The following is a 17,144-nucleotide window of genomic DNA, read 5'->3' on the forward strand; positions in this document are numbered from 1 at the left end:
TTTTCCTGCATCGCAGGGCATGGCCGGCGATGTTGCCATCTTGCTCAATTGGGTGACCCAGTACGTGCCTCCGAGGCTACCCGTCGCCGCGCCGGTCGTGGCCGACATCGTTAGCCGCCCTGCAATGTCCCCATCGGCCGTCGCCATTGCACCAAGTCCATCGTCCACTTCGGGGAGCGCACCAGACGGTGTGGAACTCGCGTACGAGACCGTCGAATGGTCGCCGCCGGAAGGCGCCCGCCTTACCGATGCGCTCTATGAGGAATACGGATTGCAGTCGATCCGTATTCCCGGATCGTTCGCGCATCCGACCGAGCTCGTACAGTCCGCGGCGATGGCGTCCGTTGCGCCACCGAAGCCGTCCTACCGTCCGCACCTGCCTTCAAATCTCCTGTCAGATGGAGTTCTCTCGGACGCCCAGATCGAGAGCGTCATTTATGCCGGCGAGGCGCATTCCGAATTTCTCGCGGGCTCCTGGACGGTCGACACGACCTTTGATGTTGTGGCCGCCGCGCGCGACGACGCTAAGAATGCCGTCCGCTTTCGCCGCGGCTGGTTCTTGGGCGATGGCACCGGGGCGGGCAAGGGGCGGCAGGTCGCGGGGATCCTGCTCGACAACTGGCTCAAGGGCCGCCGCCGTGCGCTCTGGATCAGCAAATCCGACAAGCTGATCGAAGATGCCCAGCGCGACTGGTCCGCGCTCGGCATGGAGCGACTGCTCGTTACGCCTCTGTCCCGGTTTCGCCAGGGCACATCGATCCGGCTTTCGAAAGGCATCCTTTTTGCGACCTACGCCACGCTACGCACCGACGAGCGTGGCGAAAAGCTTTCGCGTGTCAGGCAGATCGTTGAATGGTTGGGCTCCGACTTCGATGGAGTGATCGTCTTCGACGAGAGCCATGCCATGCAGAATGCGGTCGGCGGCAAGGGCAAGCGCGGCGACCAAGCGGCCTCTCAGCAGGGGCGGGCGGGCCTGAGGCTCCAGCACGCCTTGCCCAATGCACGCGTGGTTTATGTGTCGGCGACGGGCGCGACCACGGTCCACAACCTCGCTTATGCGCAACGCCTCGGACTTTGGGGCGGTGCCGATTTCCCATTCGCCACACGCGCCGAATTCGTCGAGGCAATCGAGGAGGGTGGGGTCGCAGCGATGGAGGTGCTGGCGCGCGACCTCAAGGCGCTCGGTCTCTACGCTGCCCGCTCATTGTCTTATGAGGGCGTCGAGTACGAGCTCGTCGAGCACCAGCTTACGCCGGAACAGGTTCGCATCTACGACGCCTATGCCAATGCGTTCAGCATCATCCATAACAATCTCGACGCGGCGATGCGGGCCGCCAACATCACCGGCGAAACCGGAACGCTGAACGGGCAGGCAAAATCCGAGGCCCGATCCGCCTTCGAGAGCGCCAAGCAGCGCTTCTTCGGTCATCTGCTGACCTCGATGAAGACGCCGTCGCTCATCCAATTGATCGACCGCGATCTCGACGCCGGCCATGCCGCTGTCATCCAGATTGTTTCGACGGGCGAAGCGCTGATGGAGCGCCGGCTCGCCGAGATCACCGAAGACTGGGGCGATGTTCAGGTCGACATCACCCCACGCGAGTATGTGCTCGACTATCTCGCCCATTCCTTCCCGGTCCAGCTCTACGAGCCCTTTACCGACTCGGAGGGCAATCTCTGCTCCCGGCCTGTCTATCGTGATGGCCAGCCGGTAGAGAGCCGGGAGGCCGTAGCACGGCGCGGCCGCCTCATCGAGAAACTCGCCTCGCTGCCTCCGGTACCCGGCGCGCTGGATCAAATCGTGCAGCGCTTCGGCACCGACATGGTTGCCGAAGTGACCGGCCGCTCGCGGCGCATCATTCGCAAGGGCGACCGGCTGGTGGTCGAAAACCGAGCCGGTTCGGCCAATCTCGCTGAGACGTCGGCCTTCATGGACGACATCAAGCGCATCCTCGTGTTCTCCGATGCAGGCGGTACGGGAAGGAGCTACCATGCCGAACTGTCGGCCCGGAATCGCCGCTTGCGGGTCCATTATTTGCTTGAGCCCGGCTGGAAGGCGGATGCTGCGATCCAGGGGCTCGGCCGGACCAACCGGACCAATCAGGCGCAGCCGCCGCTGTTCCGGCCCATTGCGACCGACGTGAAGGCGGAAAAGCGCTTCCTCAGCACCATTGCGCGGCGGCTCGATACATTGGGAGCCATTACGCGCGGCCAGCGTCAGACCGGAGGGCAGGGGCTGTTCCGGCCCGAGGACAATCTCGAAAGCCAGTATGGGCGTGACGCTTTGCGTCAACTCTACACGCTGTTGGTGCGTGGCAAGGTCGAAGGCTGCTCGCTCGAGCGGTTTGAGGATGCGACCGGCCTGAAACTGACGGATGCCAATGGGCTCAGGGATGACCTGCCGCCGATCACGACCTTCCTGAACAGGTTGTTAGCGCTCACTATCGACCTGCAGAATGTCCTGTTCACTGCCTTCGAGCAGCTCTTGACCGGTCGGATCGAGGGCGCTGTCGCGTCGGGCACCTACGACCTCGGTCTGGAAACGCTCCGTGCCGAAAGCTTTGTCGTCAGCGGCCGGCGGACGATCTATGTCCATCCGCGGACAGGCGCTGAGACGCGGCTGCTCACCATCGCCCAGCGCCAGCGTAACCACCCTGTTGGCTTGGATGACGCCCTTGCTCGTCTTTCCAATCATGCAGTCCTGCTGATCAACGAGCGCTCGGGACGGGCCGCCGTGCAGGTTCCGGCCCCGAGCATCATGCTCGACGACGGCGAGATCGAGCGCCGCGTCCGCCTGATCCGGCCTATGGAGCAGCACCAGGTCCCCTTGAACATGATGGCGGAGAGCCATTGGGTTGAAGCGGATCGCGAACGTTTTGCCGCGTCCTGGCTGGCGGAGCTCGCCGAGGTGCCTGATTTCACGGAAAGCACGATCCACGTCGTTGCGGGACTGCTGCTACCAATCTGGAAGCGATTACCGAACGAATCGACCCGCGTCTATCGGCTCCAGACCGATGCGGGCGAACGCATCATCGGGCGCAAGGTTTCTGCCGCGTGGGTCGCAAGCGTCCTTGCGACGGACGCGCCTTCACTGACGCCGGGCGCTGCCTTTGCCGCGCTGATGGGGGGACGGGCTGTTATCGATCTTGCGGAGGGGCTCCAGCTTCGCCGCGTCCGGGTGATGGGTGCATATCGCATCGAGCTGTCGGGATTCAACGACATAATGCGCGATCGCCTCCGTGCTTACGGCCTCTTTGGGGAGATCATCTCCTGGAGGCTGCGGATGTTCGTGCCCACGGACGCGAGCGGCGTCGAGGTCCTGTCGAAAGTGCTCGACACTTATCCGGTAGCGCGCATCAGTGAGCGGGAGGCCGCGTGATGTCCCCCGCGCCTTGCGAACTGGCACGCCGCCTCGCGCGCGAGGCCGAAGCAGTGTGCCGATACTATCTCTCCAATGGCAAGCGGGCGGGGCGGTACTGGGTGGTCGGCGACGTTCACAACACGCCGGGCCGCTCGTTGTTCGTGCGGCTGCACGAATCGCCGAAGGGGCCCGCCGGCAAGTGGACCGATGCTGCGACCGGAGAGCATGGCGATCTCCTCGACATTATCCGCGAAACTATGGCGTTGCGAGACTTTCGCGAGGTCGCCGAGGAAGCGAGGCGGTTTCTAAAGCTGCCTCGTTCAGAGCCGCAATTCGCTCCGAAAACCATTCGTCCAGTCGTGCCGGCCGGATCGCAGGAAGCCGCCCGTCGGCTCTTTGCGATATCCAGCCCGATTGAAGGGACGTTAGCCGAGACATACTTGCAGCGTCGCGGAATAAGCCAAATCCACCATGGCGGTAGCCTGCGCTTCCACCCACATTGCTACTACCGACCGGACAAGCATTTGCCGACTGAAACCTGGCCGGCGATGATAGGTTCTGTCACGGACCTCGAGGGACGGATCACCGGCGTGCATCGCACCTGGCTAGATCCACACGGCTTTGATCGCGTGCGGCTCGGCAAGGCCCCGATCGACACGCCACGACGGGCCATGGGCGACCTGCTTGGTAACGCCGTTCGCTTCGGCGTGGTGGACGACGTGCTCGCTGCGGGCGAGGGGATCGAGACCATGCTGTCGCTGCGTTATGTACTGCCGACCTTGCCCATGACTGCTGCTCTCTCGGCCAATCACCTCTCAGCCATGTTGCTGCCGTCTGGCCTACGCCGACTCTATATCGCCCGTGACACAGACGCCGCCGGAGATGCCGTACAGGCTATTCTCACCCAGCGCGCAGAAGCCGCCGGCATTGAAGCGATCACATTGTCGCCCCGGCTGGGCGACTTCAATGAAGATCTGCACATCTTCGGCCGCGAGGCCCTCCGAGCAGCATTGCTATTTCAACTCGTACCGGAGGACGTCGTCCGATTCCTACATTCGTCGATGGCGACCGCGGAATAGCCCCGGCAATTCGATGGCGTCGACAGGCCGGTCGGTGCGGCCACTGCCGGAAGAGGACGCGACCACGGCCTTCTAGAGGGCGATCGGACGGCAAGCGGTTCGGGCCGGCAATGGCTGCGTCCGGCTATTTTCCGCCGCGCGCGGGCGACGAGAAGACACATGAGCCATCTGGCGAGCGCGCTTTGCATCGCGAAGCAAAATAGCCGGCCTCCGCCATCCTCCGCTGCGCTTCGGCCCTCCGCTCTGCTCCGGGTTCTGGCCCTCCCGCCTGCCGTCTGAGTGATCGCCACGAAGGCCGCGATGGACGCGGCCGATCCGACAAGGACCTCTCTCATGGCCGACCATGACGACATCGAACCGCCGCACGCCACGTCTCCAACCGACCATGCCCTTACCGAATTGCAGCTCTTCGGTTACCGCCCCTTCGACGACCAGCCCGATCCACGGCCGCTTCCCGAGGGCAGGATCATTGCCGGTGCCGTCGCTGACATCTTCGATGCTCTGGTCGCCACGTTGAGCGACACGCGGCTCGAGCCGGACCTCAACGATCTGCTCTGGTCGACTGTCAACCTGTTCCATCGTGCCGTCGACCGCATCGGTCGCCAACTCGACGACAACGAACAGGCGCAACAGAAGAGCCAACGCGAGCAGAATGGCTCCGAGGTTCGATCAGTCGAACTCGAGCGCTTGACGGCCGAAGGCATCACCTTGATCGAGCGCCGCAACTGCCTGGAGCTCTTCCGCGACCAGGCCATCGAACGCTTTGAGACTCACACCGGATCGTCCTGGCGCCCTCGATCGGGATCACTGGTGAATCACCGCACGCTGACCGCAGCAATGATCGACTCCCGCGAATTCATCGCAGCCAAGCGTCGCGCTGAAACCGAGGTCATACTTCCCGCTGGGCCGAAGATCGCGCTCACCGGAGGGCTCGACTTCAACGACCATCGTCTGATCTGGGATTGCCTCGACAAGGTCCACGCCAAGCATCCGGACATGGTCCTGCTCCACGGCGGCTCACCGAAGGGGGCTGAGTTGATCGCCTCCAAATGGGCGACCAATCGCAAGGTGCCTCAAATCGCCTTCAAGCCCGACTGGACGAAGCACGCCAAGGCGGCGCCGTTCAAGCGCAACGACGTCATGCTCGAACTCCTGCCGATTGGTGTCATGCATTTCCCGGGCACGGGAATCCAGGACAACCTGGCGGACAAGGCGAAACGGCTCGGCATCCCCATCTGGAGGTTCGGCGGCGCGTGAGCGCTGTCTTCTCGCCTCCAAGTCATCAGAGCGGAGTTGTATACGCCGCAACTCTGCCTGGTTTCGACCCTATGTCCAGGTTGCGCCGTGGTGGTGGTGGAAGGCGCAATCGGTAGATCTATGCACATGGAGCCACCACCATGCTCGCCATTGGGCTTGTTCTCAACACACTCGGCATCGGCTTGTTCTGCTGGGCGATCTTTGCGCTCGCTGTGTATGCCCTGCCGTTTTTCGTCGCGCTGACTCTCGGGATCACGGCGTTTCAGAGCGGCGCTGGCGTGGTCGGCGCGCTGCTTATCGGAACGGCGGGTGGCGCGTTGACGCTTGCCGCCGGTCAAGCCGCCGCCGCCATTACTCGGTCCTTGACCTTGCGCATCGCCATCGCGACCGCATTTGCTGTCCCCGCTGCCGTCGCCGGCTATCATGTGGCATTCGCCCTGTCCCGGATCGGGACGACGTCGCTGGCTTGGCGTGAGATCTTCGCTTGCCTGGGCGCGATCTGTGTTGGCGGCACAGCATGGACACGCTTGACGGTTTTTGCGGAGCCCCGCCCGTTCGAAGTGGCTGGGATGGTGGAGAATCCGTCAACCTCAATTCTTCCGGCCGCCACGCGCGAGCGATGACCATTCACCGCCCTCGTCATCGGGCAGGTTCGCGTAGATCGGCGCATCGAAGGAGGGATGATCGAAACCCAAGTGGGGAGGGGCAGACCTGCTCGGAGCGCCTCGACCAGGTCGCCCCATTTCTGCCGGGCCCACTAAAGCTGCGGCGGAGCGGCGATGTCTCGATCGTTTCTTCGGAGACGATACCGCCCTTTGCAGGAGATTGTTTCTCTTTCCGCGCTGAATCGTTCCGACCTCTTGTTCATCAAAGCCGAGTTAGCCACGCTTCTCCAGAGATTGTGGTTCAGCACGCGGACGCACGTGGCCTCGTTGATGGCTTGATCTGGCCGAAGACCGGCTTCGCCTCGATCGTCTGAGCCGCAACGTCGTTGATGCGACTTTCTTCCCCTGGGCTTCGCCCATTCCTCGCGAGACAAGAAAGTCGCCACAACGGCGTCCTCCGCTGCGCTTCGGCCCGCGAGCGGGTGCGTCGCCGATCGTCTTCGGCCTGCAGATCGCCATCGAGGCCGTGGTGGTCGCGGGCTCGAAACACAACAGGAGTAGTGACATGGCTAACATCGGTTCTTTCAAGAAGGTCGGCAACGAGTTCCAGGGCGAGATCGTGACCCTGAGCCTGAAGGCCAAGGGCGTCCGCATCGTCGCCGAGACCAACCGCTCCAACGACAACGCTCCCAGCCACCGCATCTATGTGGGTCGCGCGGAGATCGGCGCGGCCTGGTCGAAGCGCTCCGAAGAGGGCCGCGACTACCTTTCGCTCAAGCTCGATGACCCCTCGTTCAACGCGCCGATCTACGCGAACTTGTTCGACGACGAAGGCGGTGAAGGCTACACGCTCCTCTGGTCGCGGCCGCGCAAAACCGGCGAGTAAGAGCGCCCCACCAAGCCCCGTCCGGTCCGCCGGGCGGGGCTTCTCATTCTCCCGGGCATGAGTGAGCGATAAAGGGCCGCCGGATCGAGCGGCTCGACATTCAATTATTCGGCCTGCCCCCGAGTCCTTTTCTTGGCGCTTGCGGACGGGCGCGTGAGCAGATCGGCGGCCTCAACACCAAGGCTGCGCGCGAGCCGATCGACAACGTCGATACCTGCCGCATAAACGCTTCGCTCGAGTGCGCTGATGTAAGTGCGGTCGATTTCAGCACGATGAGCCAATTCCTCCTGTGACAAGCCACGGGCCTGCCGGAGCTTCCGCAAATTAATTGCAAGTATCTCGCGTATATCCATACGCGAGAGGGCATGTCCTTGAAGAGTATTTCACCACGGAGTATTCTCGACAAAACGCGATCCGGACGGCTCCCGCGACAATTTTGGCGCTTCTGCTCCTTCCTGCCCGCGTGTTAGAAATTGTCTAAACTAAGGCGTGGAGACTTATGAGGAAGCCGCCGCTCGACCCAGACGTCGCCGACGCTGCGCCGGCAGATCAAATTCTCACTGTCTACGATGAGCAGCATGTCGTGACCTACATGCGCCTTCTGCAGGCCGAAAGCCAAGGGGCTGACTGGATGGAAGTCGCTCGAGTGGTGCTGCATATCGATCCGGTGCGGGAGCCGGACCGTGCGCGAAGCGCATATCAGAGTCATCTCGCGCGCGCCAAATGGGTGACCGAGCAGGGACGCCTCTTGCGCGGCACCGGCTCAAAATAGAAGAAAGCCGCCGGCTGCCGACTTGCCGGCAGAACTATTTTCTTTGGCTGACCGGTGGTCATTCCAGTGCACCACGTGGTGCCAAACTAGGGGCTTCCTACAACCGCCTCGTTCATACCTATTGCGGCGCAATCGTTGTTAGCAGCGTGCAATGGGGCGGAAGCAATGCCTGAATTCGACTGGCGGTCGCCGGAATCCTACAAGAGCCTACAAGACGCCGAAATCACCGACATCGCCTGGGAATGTCTCCGCCGCAACGCCGACTATCGGCGTGAGTACGAAGCGATGATCGCAAGCAGCCCAGATGGTGCAGTGACCGAGGAATTCAGGAGGAGGTGGGGCATCTGCTTTCGCCCATGACCCGCAGCGGTCGTTCGACGAGCAGACGATTTTTTGGGCGCCTGAGGTTCTAGCGGCGGTCGTTCCGGTCAAGATTACTTGGGCCACCGATCGCAGTTCAGTGCCTCAACCGCTGCTTGACTTTGCAGCGGGTCAGGTGCGCCGCGCTGTCGACGGCTGGCATGCCGTGCTGCGCATCGGTGCGATAGATCACCGTGTCTGGTCCAAAGAGCCGCCGGTGCTCGGCGCGTCATACGCAGCCGAATTGCCGTTTGATGGCGATTTCGACGCGCGTGCGTATGCAGCGCGCCGGCTGTGGCGCGCGATCAGTGGACGCGCGCCAGGTCCTGGCTTTCATCAACTGTCGAAACAGCGGCGCGAGCGCTTGAGGGCTGCGATCCGTGCGCTCGACGCGCACGGCGCGGGCGCAAGCTATCGCGTCATCGCAGAAGTACTGTTCGGCAAGAAGCGCGTCCCCGATCGCGCTTGGAAGACGCATGATCTGCGCAATCGAACGATACGCTTGGTACAAGCCGGGCTTGCGTTGATGCGCGGAGGTTACCGCAAACTTCTGCGGCCCGGGCGCAAGGACGAGTAGCCCTTCCACTCGGGGTATCGAAAATCGTACCCTCAACATTCAGCATCCCCCTCCGAGATCCTGCTTCTCCATGATGACCGCACACACGCCGGCCTAGCCAGGCGTGGTGCGCTGTCCTCCTGGAGTTCTCAAATGCCCGATCCGATGGCCGGTCTTCCCCCGCGATTCCTGCGTACACCTGAGGCGGCGCGTTACCTTGGCCTGTCCGGTCGCACGCTGGAGAAGCACCGCACGTACGGTACTGGACCGACATATCGGAAGATCGGCGGACGTGTCGTGTACGCCGTCGATGACCTGAAAGCGTGGGCCGACCGGGGCGCCAAGACGTCGACATCGGATCCCGGCAAGGGGACCGTGCTGCCCGCCAAGAAGCATCCCGCGCTGCGCCCGTATGCGGGCCAGGAACGTCGCTGACCGCCTTGCGAGAGCAGTGACTATGCGGCGCAAACACCATTCCCCGAGCGCGACCAGCTTGAGCTCTTTCGGGCGCTGCCCGGCGATCTCGCGCCCCGAGATGCGCAGGATCTGATGGCCTATCCGTTCTTCTCGCTCGCTAAGACGAAGCGGATCGTGCCGATCGATTTCCGTGCCGGCGCGATTGCAATTCGGGTCGAAGCGGTGCCGGAACACGGCTTGGCGACCATCTGGGATGCAGACGTTCTGATTTGGGCTGCGTCTCAAATCGTCGAAGCTCGTGACGCAGGCCTGAAGACGTCGCGCCTGATGGCTGCAACGCCATACGAGCTTCTGACGTTCGTCGGACGCGGCACCAGCGCGCGCGACTATGATCGCCTGAAGGCGGGCCTCGACAGACTTCAGTCAACGACGGTGCTGACGTCGATCCGCCAGCCGGCAGAGCGGCGACGGCATCGTTTTTCCTGGATCAATGAGTGGAAGGAGACGGCCGATGCAAATGGCCGTCCATTTGGGCTCGAATTGATCCTGCCAGACTGGTTCTATGCCGGCGTCATCGATGACGCACTCGTGCTGACGATCGACCGTGCATATTTCGATCTGACGGGCGGACTCGAGCGGTGGCTTTACCGCCTTGTACGCAAGCACGGCGGTCGGCAGGACGGCGGCTGGAGCTTTGACCTTGTGCACCTCCATGCCAAGTCGGGCATCCTCTCGCCGCTCAAGCATTTTGCGTACGACATACGTCAGATCGTCCAGCGTCAGACATTGCCGGGCTATCAGCTCGTGCTCACGCGCGATCCTGATGGCACCGAGCGGCTGAACTTCGCGCCAACGTCTGTTCATCCCTTAACGGCACGCCTGCGTCGGCGCGGTCTCATCCCAAATTCGGAGGACAACCTGTGAATCAGCTCGTGCTATCGAGGACCGCAACCCTCGTGCTATCGGGGACCCGATCCTCGTGCTATCGGGGACCAGAATCGAGATTAAGAGATTGTTTCTCCTCGCTTTCCGGCCGCTCTAACTTTACTAACCAGAAATCCTTCGGATTTCTTCTAACGCACCAGGCCGAAAACTGCGTTGGAGGCGACCGGCAGCTGCAGGCCGCCAGTCCTGTTTGGCTCTCCAAGTCGCATACGCTTTTAGTCGAACGCCACGCTCACGGCTGGCAGCTCCAGCGTCGGGGAGCTGCGGTATGAGCGATCTCACGGAAGTGGAAGTGTTGTGGCTCGAGAAGCGCATCGAAAACCGCATTCGGTTCGGTCGTATCGTCAAGGAACGGAAGCTTGATCGCCATCGGCGTGTCCTGTCATTTGCGCCCGGCAGCATCTTTGCCTTCGTCCGTTGGACCTCCAACGACTTTGGGACGATCATTTCGCGCATCGACATTTTGCGCGCGGTCGCACCGGGACAGCGCTGTTCGACTGTACCGTATGTGACACCCGGCGGTGAGATTCTGCTGCGGCTTTCAGGCTGGCCGAAGGTCGAGCGCGTGCTCCAGATAATCGATGCCATTGAGGCACTCGGCATCGATCCAACTGATGTCGCGCCTGATCATTGGCATCACGTTCATAACCGCCTGTCCGTCAACGAAAACCCGCGCCCGTATACGAAAGCACGCCACCAGGCCTGGCTCTATCGTCAAAAGGTGATGCGATGACGGGCCGCCTCATGATGCTGGCCGTGACGATTGGGGTCGCTGCTGCGCTCATCGCGACGATCGTGCTGGAGCCGTTTCCGTTTTACATCTGGAACGCGTCTGCGAGCGTGCCGATCGGTCTCTACCGGCTCCGGCCGGCGGACCAATTCCAGGTCACTGAATTGGTCGCCGTACAGCCGCCGGAGCCGCTCGCGACCTTCCTCGACCTTAACGGCTATTTGCCCATTGGCGTCCCGATGCTGAAGCGCGTGCTTGCCCTTCCGGGGCAAAGCGTTTGCAGAACCGGCCTCATGATTTCAGTCGACGATGTCGCGGTGGGCGAGGCGAAGGATCGCGACGGACGCGGGCGGCCATTGCCGAAATGGGAGGGCTGCCGCGTCCTCGGCGACGGCGAGCTGTTCCTAATGAACTGGCAGTCCGACGACTCCCTGGATGGCCGATATTTTGGATTCTTGCCTGCGTCAGCGGTGATCGGCCGTGCGCTGCCCGTGTGGACGTGGGAGGAGTGATCGTGCGTATTCGGCGTGTTCTGCTCGCCGTTCCCGTGTTCGATCGATTGCGGGATCATTCCTCCGTCTCGTTCGATGTCTGCAAGGCTGGCGCGCGCAGCGGCACTCCGGGACGGCCGAAGGGCTGGCGCGAACCAGCTTTACCCTGGACGGGGGGGAGCACGGCGGCATGCTTGGGTCGGCCGGGCACGGGTGTTTGGGTTGTCGTTTCGCTGCTGCTCTTCTGCCCTGTGCCGCTCGGAGCCGCCGTCGCCGAGAGTGGAGCGTCCGCTGTTCGAGTGGTCACTCAAACGAGCGAACCATTTGCAGGCCTCGTCGATGAAACCTCAAAGCGCTTTTCAATTCCGATGAACTGGATCGGTTCGGTCATCAACATCGAAAGCGCCGGAGACGTGCACGCCAGGTCGCCCAGAGGCGCAATGGGCCTGATGCAGATCATGCCGGCGACCTGGGTGGAACTCCGCGAGCGCTACAATCTCGGGAACGACCCCTACGACCCGCACGACAACATTCTGGCCGGCACGGCGTACTTGCGCGAACTGCTCGATCGGTATGGCTCGCCTGGCGTGTTTGCTGCGTACAACGCGGGACCATCTCGCTATGAAGAGCATCTCGCAGGCGGCTCTCTGCCAGACGAGACGCGAGCATACGTCGCAAAGCTTGCAAATCTGCTTGCCATTGAACTGCCGCCGAGATGGACGTCCAGCGGACAGTCACCAGCAGCTGCGACGCTATTCGTCACACGATCCGATCTGGTGAAACCGCGCGATCGGTTGCTGGCGCTCGTGCCGTCGAGCGGTGTCACGACCGCAATCTCGGCACCCGATGTTTCGCACATGGTCCCCCGGCCTATTGGCATGTTCGTCCCTCGATCGGATTCGGGGTCATCGCAATGACCAGGTGTGCTTGTTCGCAAGCTGATGGCGTATGGGCGATGCCTTCGGCCCGCGCTCTACTCGTCGCTTCGCTCCTCACCGAGCCACCCTTCGGGTGTCTCGGCCCTTCGGGTAACGATCGCTATCGCAAGCACTCGGAAGCAGTGGAGGCTTCGCGAGTTGGCTGCCAAGTCGCGGTGGCTCTTTCGGGAACCGACGACCGGGAGACGACGACGGCAGGACGGCGAGATAAAAGGGGCTCGCCGGTCGAACCGCAAGCCATTGACATGGCTTGGGTTCCGGCGTGCCGGTCGGTCGGGGCGCGTGCCGCGCCTTGCATTTTGTTTAATGCAATCAAAGGCGTTTTCGGCACCGTGCGTGCTTTTGGTGCCTGGGAGGCCCTTCCGTGAGCGTGGGCGACAGCGACCTGCGCATTCGGCCTGGGCGCATCCGCAGTACCCGAGCGCCTAAGCCGAAGAGCTTTTTCAACCAGGTGCTGCGGGCGGCGAAGAAGGCAGGACACACCTCGGGGCAGGGCGCAGCTGGCAGGCGTGCTGCGGCCTATGGGCGCTCGACGTTTGGCCGCGGCCGGCTCGCCTTTGGCCGCGCTAGATTGTTCAGCCCGACGCGGCGTGTCATGGTGAAGGCGCGCGTTGTTCGTCACAAGGGACGAGCGTTCCGTTCAGCGCCGATGACCGCCCACCTCTCATATCTGAAGCGCGATGGCGTGGCCCGGAATGGTGAGCGGGCTGAGATGTTCGATGCCCGCGGCGACCGTGCCGACAGCGCGGCTTTCGCAGAACGGTGCCAGGATGACCGGCATCATTTTAGGTTCATCGTGTCGCCAGAGGATGCCGGCGATATGACCGACTTGAAGGCCTTCACCCGCGATCTCGCCAGGCAGATGGAAATCGACCTTGGTACGCGGATCGATTGGGTGGCTGTCGATCATTGGAATACCGACAACCCTCACGTCCATCTTCTCGTTCGGGGAGTCGATGAGGAAGGGGCGGATCTCGTGATCTCCCGCGACTACATCAGCCAGGGCCTGCGCTCACGCGCCGAGGAACTGGTCGCCATCGAACTGGGTCCAAAACCGGAGCACGAGATCCGCAATTCGCTGGAGAAGGAAGTTACGGCGGAACGATGGACGCGGCTCGACCGGGAGATTCGGTTGGCGGCAGATGAGACTGGCTCGATCGATCTTCGCCCGGAGAATCCCGGTAAGTCCGATCCCGAGATCCGGCGCCTGATGGTTGGTCGCCTTCAACACTTGGAGAAGATGGGCCTTGCCGCACCCGCCGCGCCAGGGGAATGGATGGTCGGGCTCGAGGCCGAGCGTAGCTTGCGCGACCTCGGTATGCGCGGCGGCATCATCAAGACAATGCACCGCGCCTTTGCCGAGCGTGGACAAGCCCGCGGCGTTGCCGATTTCGTCATCGAGGGCGGCCAGCCGACATCCCAGCTTGTCGGACGACTGGTCGACCGTGGACTGCATGACGAACTGACCGGCGAGGCCTACGCTCTGATCGACGGAACAGACGGACGGGCGCACCATGTGCGCTTTCGAGGGCTCGAGGCTTTCGAACATGCACCGCCGATCGGCGGCATCGTCGAGGTCCGACGCTTGGGTCAAGCCGGCGATCCGCGACCGACCCTGGTGCTGGCGACCCGTTCCGATCTCGATCTCGGTGGGCAGGTCACTGCAAAAGGAGCCACCTGGCTCGACCACAGGCTTGTCGAACGCGACGCCATGCCGCTCGCCATGGGCGGCTTCGGCCGCGAGACCCGCGACGCGATGGAAGCCCGTACCGAGCATCTGTTCCGGGAGGGCCTGGCGCGACGGCAGGGCCAACGCATCATCCTGCAGCGCGATCTCCTGGACACGTTGCGCAGACGCGAACTGGACGAGGTGGCAGCAAGGGTCTCGGCCGGCACCGGCCTGCCTCGCGTGAATGTCGCCTCCGGGGAGCATGTGGCCGGCACGTATCGCGAGCGGCTGACGCTCGCCTCGGGACGTTTCGCCATGATCGATAATGGCCTCGGCTTCCAGCTCGTGCCCTGGTCGCGTGAGCTCGAAAAGAGGCTTGGCCAGCACGTGGCCGGCGTCGTGAAGGACGGCGGTGGCATCGAATGGGGCTTTGGCCGGAAGCGCGACCTTGGCCTCTAGCTATCTCACCAATTCAGTTGCGGAAGGACGCTCGGAATGTCCGGAACCAAGATACTCTGGGGGCAGGTGATCGTTGTCGGCCTAATCGTCTTGCTGGCCATCTGGGGAGCAACCGAGTGGACGGCGTGGCGGCTCGCCTATCAACCGGAGCTTGGGCGACCCTGGTTCGAACTGTTGGGCTTCAAGATCTATTATCCGCCGGTCTTTTTCTGGTGGTGGTTCGTCTACGATGCCTATGCGCCTCAGGTCTTTGTGGAGGGGGCCTTCATCGCGGCGTCGGGGACCTTCGTTTCGATCGCGGTGGCGATCGGGATGTCGGTGTGGCGGGCACGTGAAGCCAAGAATGTCGAGACCTATGGGTCGGCGCGCTGGGCTAACGCGCAAGAGGCTCGAGCGGCCGGACTTCTTGGTCCGGACGGTGTAGTGCTAGGCAAGCTCGATCGCGACTACCTCCGCCATGATGGGCCGGAGCACGTGTTGTGTTTTGCTCCCACCCGGTCCGGCAAGGGTGTCGGTCTCGTCGTTCCCTCGTTGTTGGCATGGCCAGGCTCGGCCATCGTGCACGACATCAAGGGTGAGAACTGGCAGCTGACCGCGGGCTTCCGTTCGCGGCATGGCCGCGTCCTGTTGTTCGACCCCACCAACCCGAAATCCTCGGCTTACAATCCGCTTCTCGAGGTGCGGCGCGGGGAGTGGGAGGTTCGCGACGTCCAGAACGTGGCCGACGTCCTGGTCGACCCCGAAGGCTCCCTCGACAAGCGGAACCATTGGGAGAAGACCAGTCATTCGCTCCTGGTCGGCGCCATTCTCCATGTCCTCTATGCCGAGGCGGACAAGACCTTGGCCGGCGTGGCGGGCTTTCTGTCCGACCCGAAGCGGCCCATCGAGGCGACGCTGAAGGCGATGATGACAACCGCGCATCTTGGCGAGCAGGGCGCCCATCCCGTGGTCGCTTCGACCGCGAGAGAACTGCTCAACAAGTCGGAGAACGAACGCTCCGGCGTCCTATCCACGGCGATGTCGTTCCTCGGACTTTATCGGGATCCCGTGGTGGCCCAGCTGACCTGCCGCTGCGACTGGCGGATCGCCGATCTGATCGCAGATGGCCGTCCTACGACGCTGTACCTCGTCGTGCCACCGTCGGATATCTCACGGACCAAGCCGTTGATCCGCCTGGTGCTGAACCAGATTGGTCGCCGCCTGACCGAGGATCTGCACGCCCGCGACCGCCGGCATCGCGTTCTGATGATGCTCGACGAGTTCCCCGCACTTGGGCGGCTTGATTTCTTCGAGTCCGCGCTCGCCTTCATGGCGGGATACGGCATCAAGAGTTTCCTGATCGCTCAGTCGCTCAATCAGATCGAAAAGGCCTACGGGCCCAACAACGCCATTCTGGACAATTGCCACGTCCGCGTCAGCTTCGCGACCAACGACGAGCGGACCGCTAAGCGGGTTTCCGACGCGTTGGGCACGGCGACCGAGATGCGGGCGATGAAGAACTATGCCGGTCACAGGTTGAACCCGTGGCTGGGGCACCTGATGGTCTCGCGGCAGGAGACGGCGAGGCCATTACTGACCTCGGGCGAAGTCATGCAGCTTCCTCCGATGGATGAGATCGTCATGGTGGCGGGCACGCCGCCGATCCGGGCCAAGAAGGTCCGCTACTACGAGGATAGGCGGTTCACCGAGCGGGTTCTGCCGCCGCCAGATCCGGCGAGCGCCGGCCGATCATCGCGAACGGACGGTTGGTCAGGGCTCGGACCATTGAAGCCAACGGCGGGTCCAACTGACAAAGCTGCTGACACCGAGGAAGACACGGCGAACAGCGGGCTGCGTCGTGAGCCCGAACTTCCCGATCACGTTGCGATCGCCAAGGAGACGACCGAACCGACGCCGGCAGAGGAATTTGCGGCCGTTCTTGACGATGACGAGGATGCGGTCCGCCAGTCCCGGCTCATTCGCCAACAGATGCGCGGTGTCGCCCGTCAGGTCGCCATGGACCCGAATGACGGTATGGACCTGTGAGGCAGATATGCGCGACCGGATGAACGTGTACTTCCCGCCAGAAATGCTGAGGCAGATCACGGATCTGGCGGATCGCAAAAAGCTTTCCCGGTCTGCGATCGTGGAAGCCGCTGTTGCTTCGTTTCTGTCACCGGACGGAGAGGACAGGCGGGAAGCCGCCTTTGCCCGTCGCCTGGACCGGCTGTCGCGTCAGATCCAAAGGCTTGAGCGCGACGTTGGTGTGACGGCTGAGACCCTTGCCCTCTTCATCCGTTTCTGGCTGACGATCACGCCACCCTTACCCAACGAAGCCCAGGCGGCGGCACAACTGAAGGGTCGGGAGCGTTTCGAAGGATTTGTCGAAGCGCTCGGACGCCGGGTGCAGAAGGGGCAGAGCTTTCTGCGAGAGCTTCCAGAGGATATCGTTCGTCAGGAGACGGACAGTCAAACCTGATTGAGCCACGTGGGTGAGGGATTTTGCTGATCTTTCTTTTTCCACGCCAATCTACGCTTACCCTAAGCGCTTGTTGCGCCAAATCCATTGGTGCTTTTTCTAATCAACCCATCTGAGGACGCTCCAGACGTCCTCATTCGGTGGGGGCGGCGGTGGCAATC

17 protein-coding genes are annotated in these 17,144 nt (G+C 62.6%); 16 read left to right on the forward strand and 1 reads right to left on the reverse strand.

Features of this window, described 5'->3' with window-relative positions:
• From I6F33_RS35615 to I6F33_RS35635, 5 genes are all read left to right on the forward strand, one after another.
• The coding region (locus I6F33_RS35615; RefSeq protein ID WP_225145602.1) for a strawberry notch family protein at positions 1-3,379 on the forward strand (3,379 nt) is incomplete at its 5' end.
• Positions 3,379-4,440 carry a toprim domain-containing protein gene (locus I6F33_RS35620; protein WP_225145603.1) on the forward strand — a complete coding sequence of 354 codons (1,062 nt, stop codon included), beginning with the start codon at positions 3,379-3,381 and terminating at the stop codon, positions 4,438-4,440. The genes I6F33_RS35615 and I6F33_RS35620, both read left to right, overlap by 1 nt.
• Before the next feature lie 333 nt (positions 4,441-4,773).
• Positions 4,774-5,697 carry a DUF2493 domain-containing protein gene (locus I6F33_RS35625; RefSeq protein WP_225145604.1) on the forward strand — a complete coding sequence of 308 codons (924 nt, stop codon included), beginning with the start codon at positions 4,774-4,776 and terminating at the stop codon, positions 5,695-5,697.
• A 140-nt stretch (positions 5,698-5,837) separates the two neighbouring features.
• The gene (locus tag I6F33_RS35630) at positions 5,838-6,320 is read left to right on the forward strand and encodes a hypothetical protein (protein WP_225145605.1); all 483 of its coding nucleotides are present in this window, start codon (positions 5,838-5,840) and stop codon (positions 6,318-6,320) included.
• A gap of 547 nt (positions 6,321-6,867) precedes the next feature.
• On the forward strand, positions 6,868-7,188 hold the full coding sequence (locus I6F33_RS35635) for a DUF736 domain-containing protein (protein ID WP_006018714.1): 321 nt from the start codon (positions 6,868-6,870) through the stop codon (positions 7,186-7,188).
• Between the two features lie 104 nt (positions 7,189-7,292).
• Here the strand turns inward: I6F33_RS35635 and I6F33_RS35640 are convergent, their stop codons facing one another.
• Complete coding sequence (locus I6F33_RS35640) at positions 7,293-7,541, reverse strand: helix-turn-helix domain-containing protein (protein ID WP_172789211.1); 249 nt, start codon at positions 7,539-7,541, stop codon at positions 7,293-7,295.
• Positions 7,542-7,687: 146 nt separating this feature from the next.
• Between I6F33_RS35640 and I6F33_RS35645 the strand changes: the two genes are divergently transcribed.
• The 11 genes from I6F33_RS35645 (at position 7,688) to I6F33_RS35695 (ending at position 16,983) form a co-directional block, all read left to right on the forward strand.
• Positions 7,688-7,960 (forward strand): DUF2285 domain-containing protein, encoded by a 273-nt coding sequence (locus tag I6F33_RS35645; RefSeq protein ID WP_172789212.1) that lies wholly within the window; start codon positions 7,688-7,690, stop codon positions 7,958-7,960.
• 165 nt (positions 7,961-8,125) lie between these two features.
• Positions 8,126-8,320: a DUF6499 domain-containing protein gene (locus I6F33_RS35650; protein WP_225145606.1), complete on the forward strand. Its 195-nt coding sequence runs from the start codon at positions 8,126-8,128 to the stop codon at positions 8,318-8,320.
• 100 nt (positions 8,321-8,420) lie between these two features.
• Positions 8,421-8,897 carry a DUF2285 domain-containing protein gene (locus tag I6F33_RS35655; RefSeq protein WP_346657230.1) on the forward strand — a complete coding sequence of 159 codons (477 nt, stop codon included), beginning with the start codon at positions 8,421-8,423 and terminating at the stop codon, positions 8,895-8,897.
• Between the two features lie 132 nt (positions 8,898-9,029).
• On the forward strand, positions 9,030-9,311 hold the full coding sequence (locus I6F33_RS35660) for an AlpA family transcriptional regulator (protein WP_008561544.1): 282 nt from the start codon (positions 9,030-9,032) through the stop codon (positions 9,309-9,311).
• Between the two features lie 114 nt (positions 9,312-9,425).
• Positions 9,426-10,217 (forward strand): replication initiator protein A, encoded by a 792-nt coding sequence (locus I6F33_RS35665; RefSeq protein ID WP_249790046.1) that lies wholly within the window; start codon positions 9,426-9,428, stop codon positions 10,215-10,217.
• A gap of 289 nt (positions 10,218-10,506) precedes the next feature.
• On the forward strand, positions 10,507-10,971 hold the full coding sequence (locus I6F33_RS35670) for a DUF2840 domain-containing protein (protein WP_225145607.1): 465 nt from the start codon (positions 10,507-10,509) through the stop codon (positions 10,969-10,971).
• The gene (locus I6F33_RS35675) at positions 10,968-11,480 is read left to right on the forward strand and encodes a S26 family signal peptidase (RefSeq protein WP_225145608.1); all 513 of its coding nucleotides are present in this window, start codon (positions 10,968-10,970) and stop codon (positions 11,478-11,480) included. The genes I6F33_RS35670 and I6F33_RS35675 overlap by 4 nt, the downstream gene beginning before the upstream one ends.
• Positions 11,477-12,376, forward strand: a complete 900-nt coding sequence (locus I6F33_RS35680) for a lytic transglycosylase domain-containing protein (protein WP_225145609.1) — start codon at positions 11,477-11,479, stop codon at positions 12,374-12,376. Before I6F33_RS35675 ends, I6F33_RS35680 begins: the two co-directional genes overlap by 4 nt.
• A 385-nt stretch (positions 12,377-12,761) precedes the next feature.
• Positions 12,762-14,525, forward strand: coding sequence for a DUF3363 domain-containing protein (locus I6F33_RS35685; protein WP_225145610.1), 1,764 nt, complete (start codon positions 12,762-12,764; stop codon positions 14,523-14,525).
• A gap of 36 nt (positions 14,526-14,561) precedes the next feature.
• The gene (locus I6F33_RS35690) at positions 14,562-16,550 is read left to right on the forward strand and encodes a conjugal transfer protein TraG (RefSeq protein ID WP_225145611.1); all 1,989 of its coding nucleotides are present in this window, start codon (positions 14,562-14,564) and stop codon (positions 16,548-16,550) included.
• A 7-nt stretch (positions 16,551-16,557) separates the two neighbouring features.
• Positions 16,558-16,983 carry a CopG family transcriptional regulator gene (locus I6F33_RS35695; protein ID WP_225145612.1) on the forward strand — a complete coding sequence of 142 codons (426 nt, stop codon included), beginning with the start codon at positions 16,558-16,560 and terminating at the stop codon, positions 16,981-16,983.
• The last annotated feature ends 161 nt before the right edge of the window (positions 16,984-17,144 follow it).

It is taken from the genome of Bradyrhizobium sp. BRP20, from assembly GCF_020194215.1.
In the GTDB taxonomy this organism is placed as follows: Bacteria; Pseudomonadota; Alphaproteobacteria; order Rhizobiales; family Xanthobacteraceae; genus Bradyrhizobium; species Bradyrhizobium yuanmingense.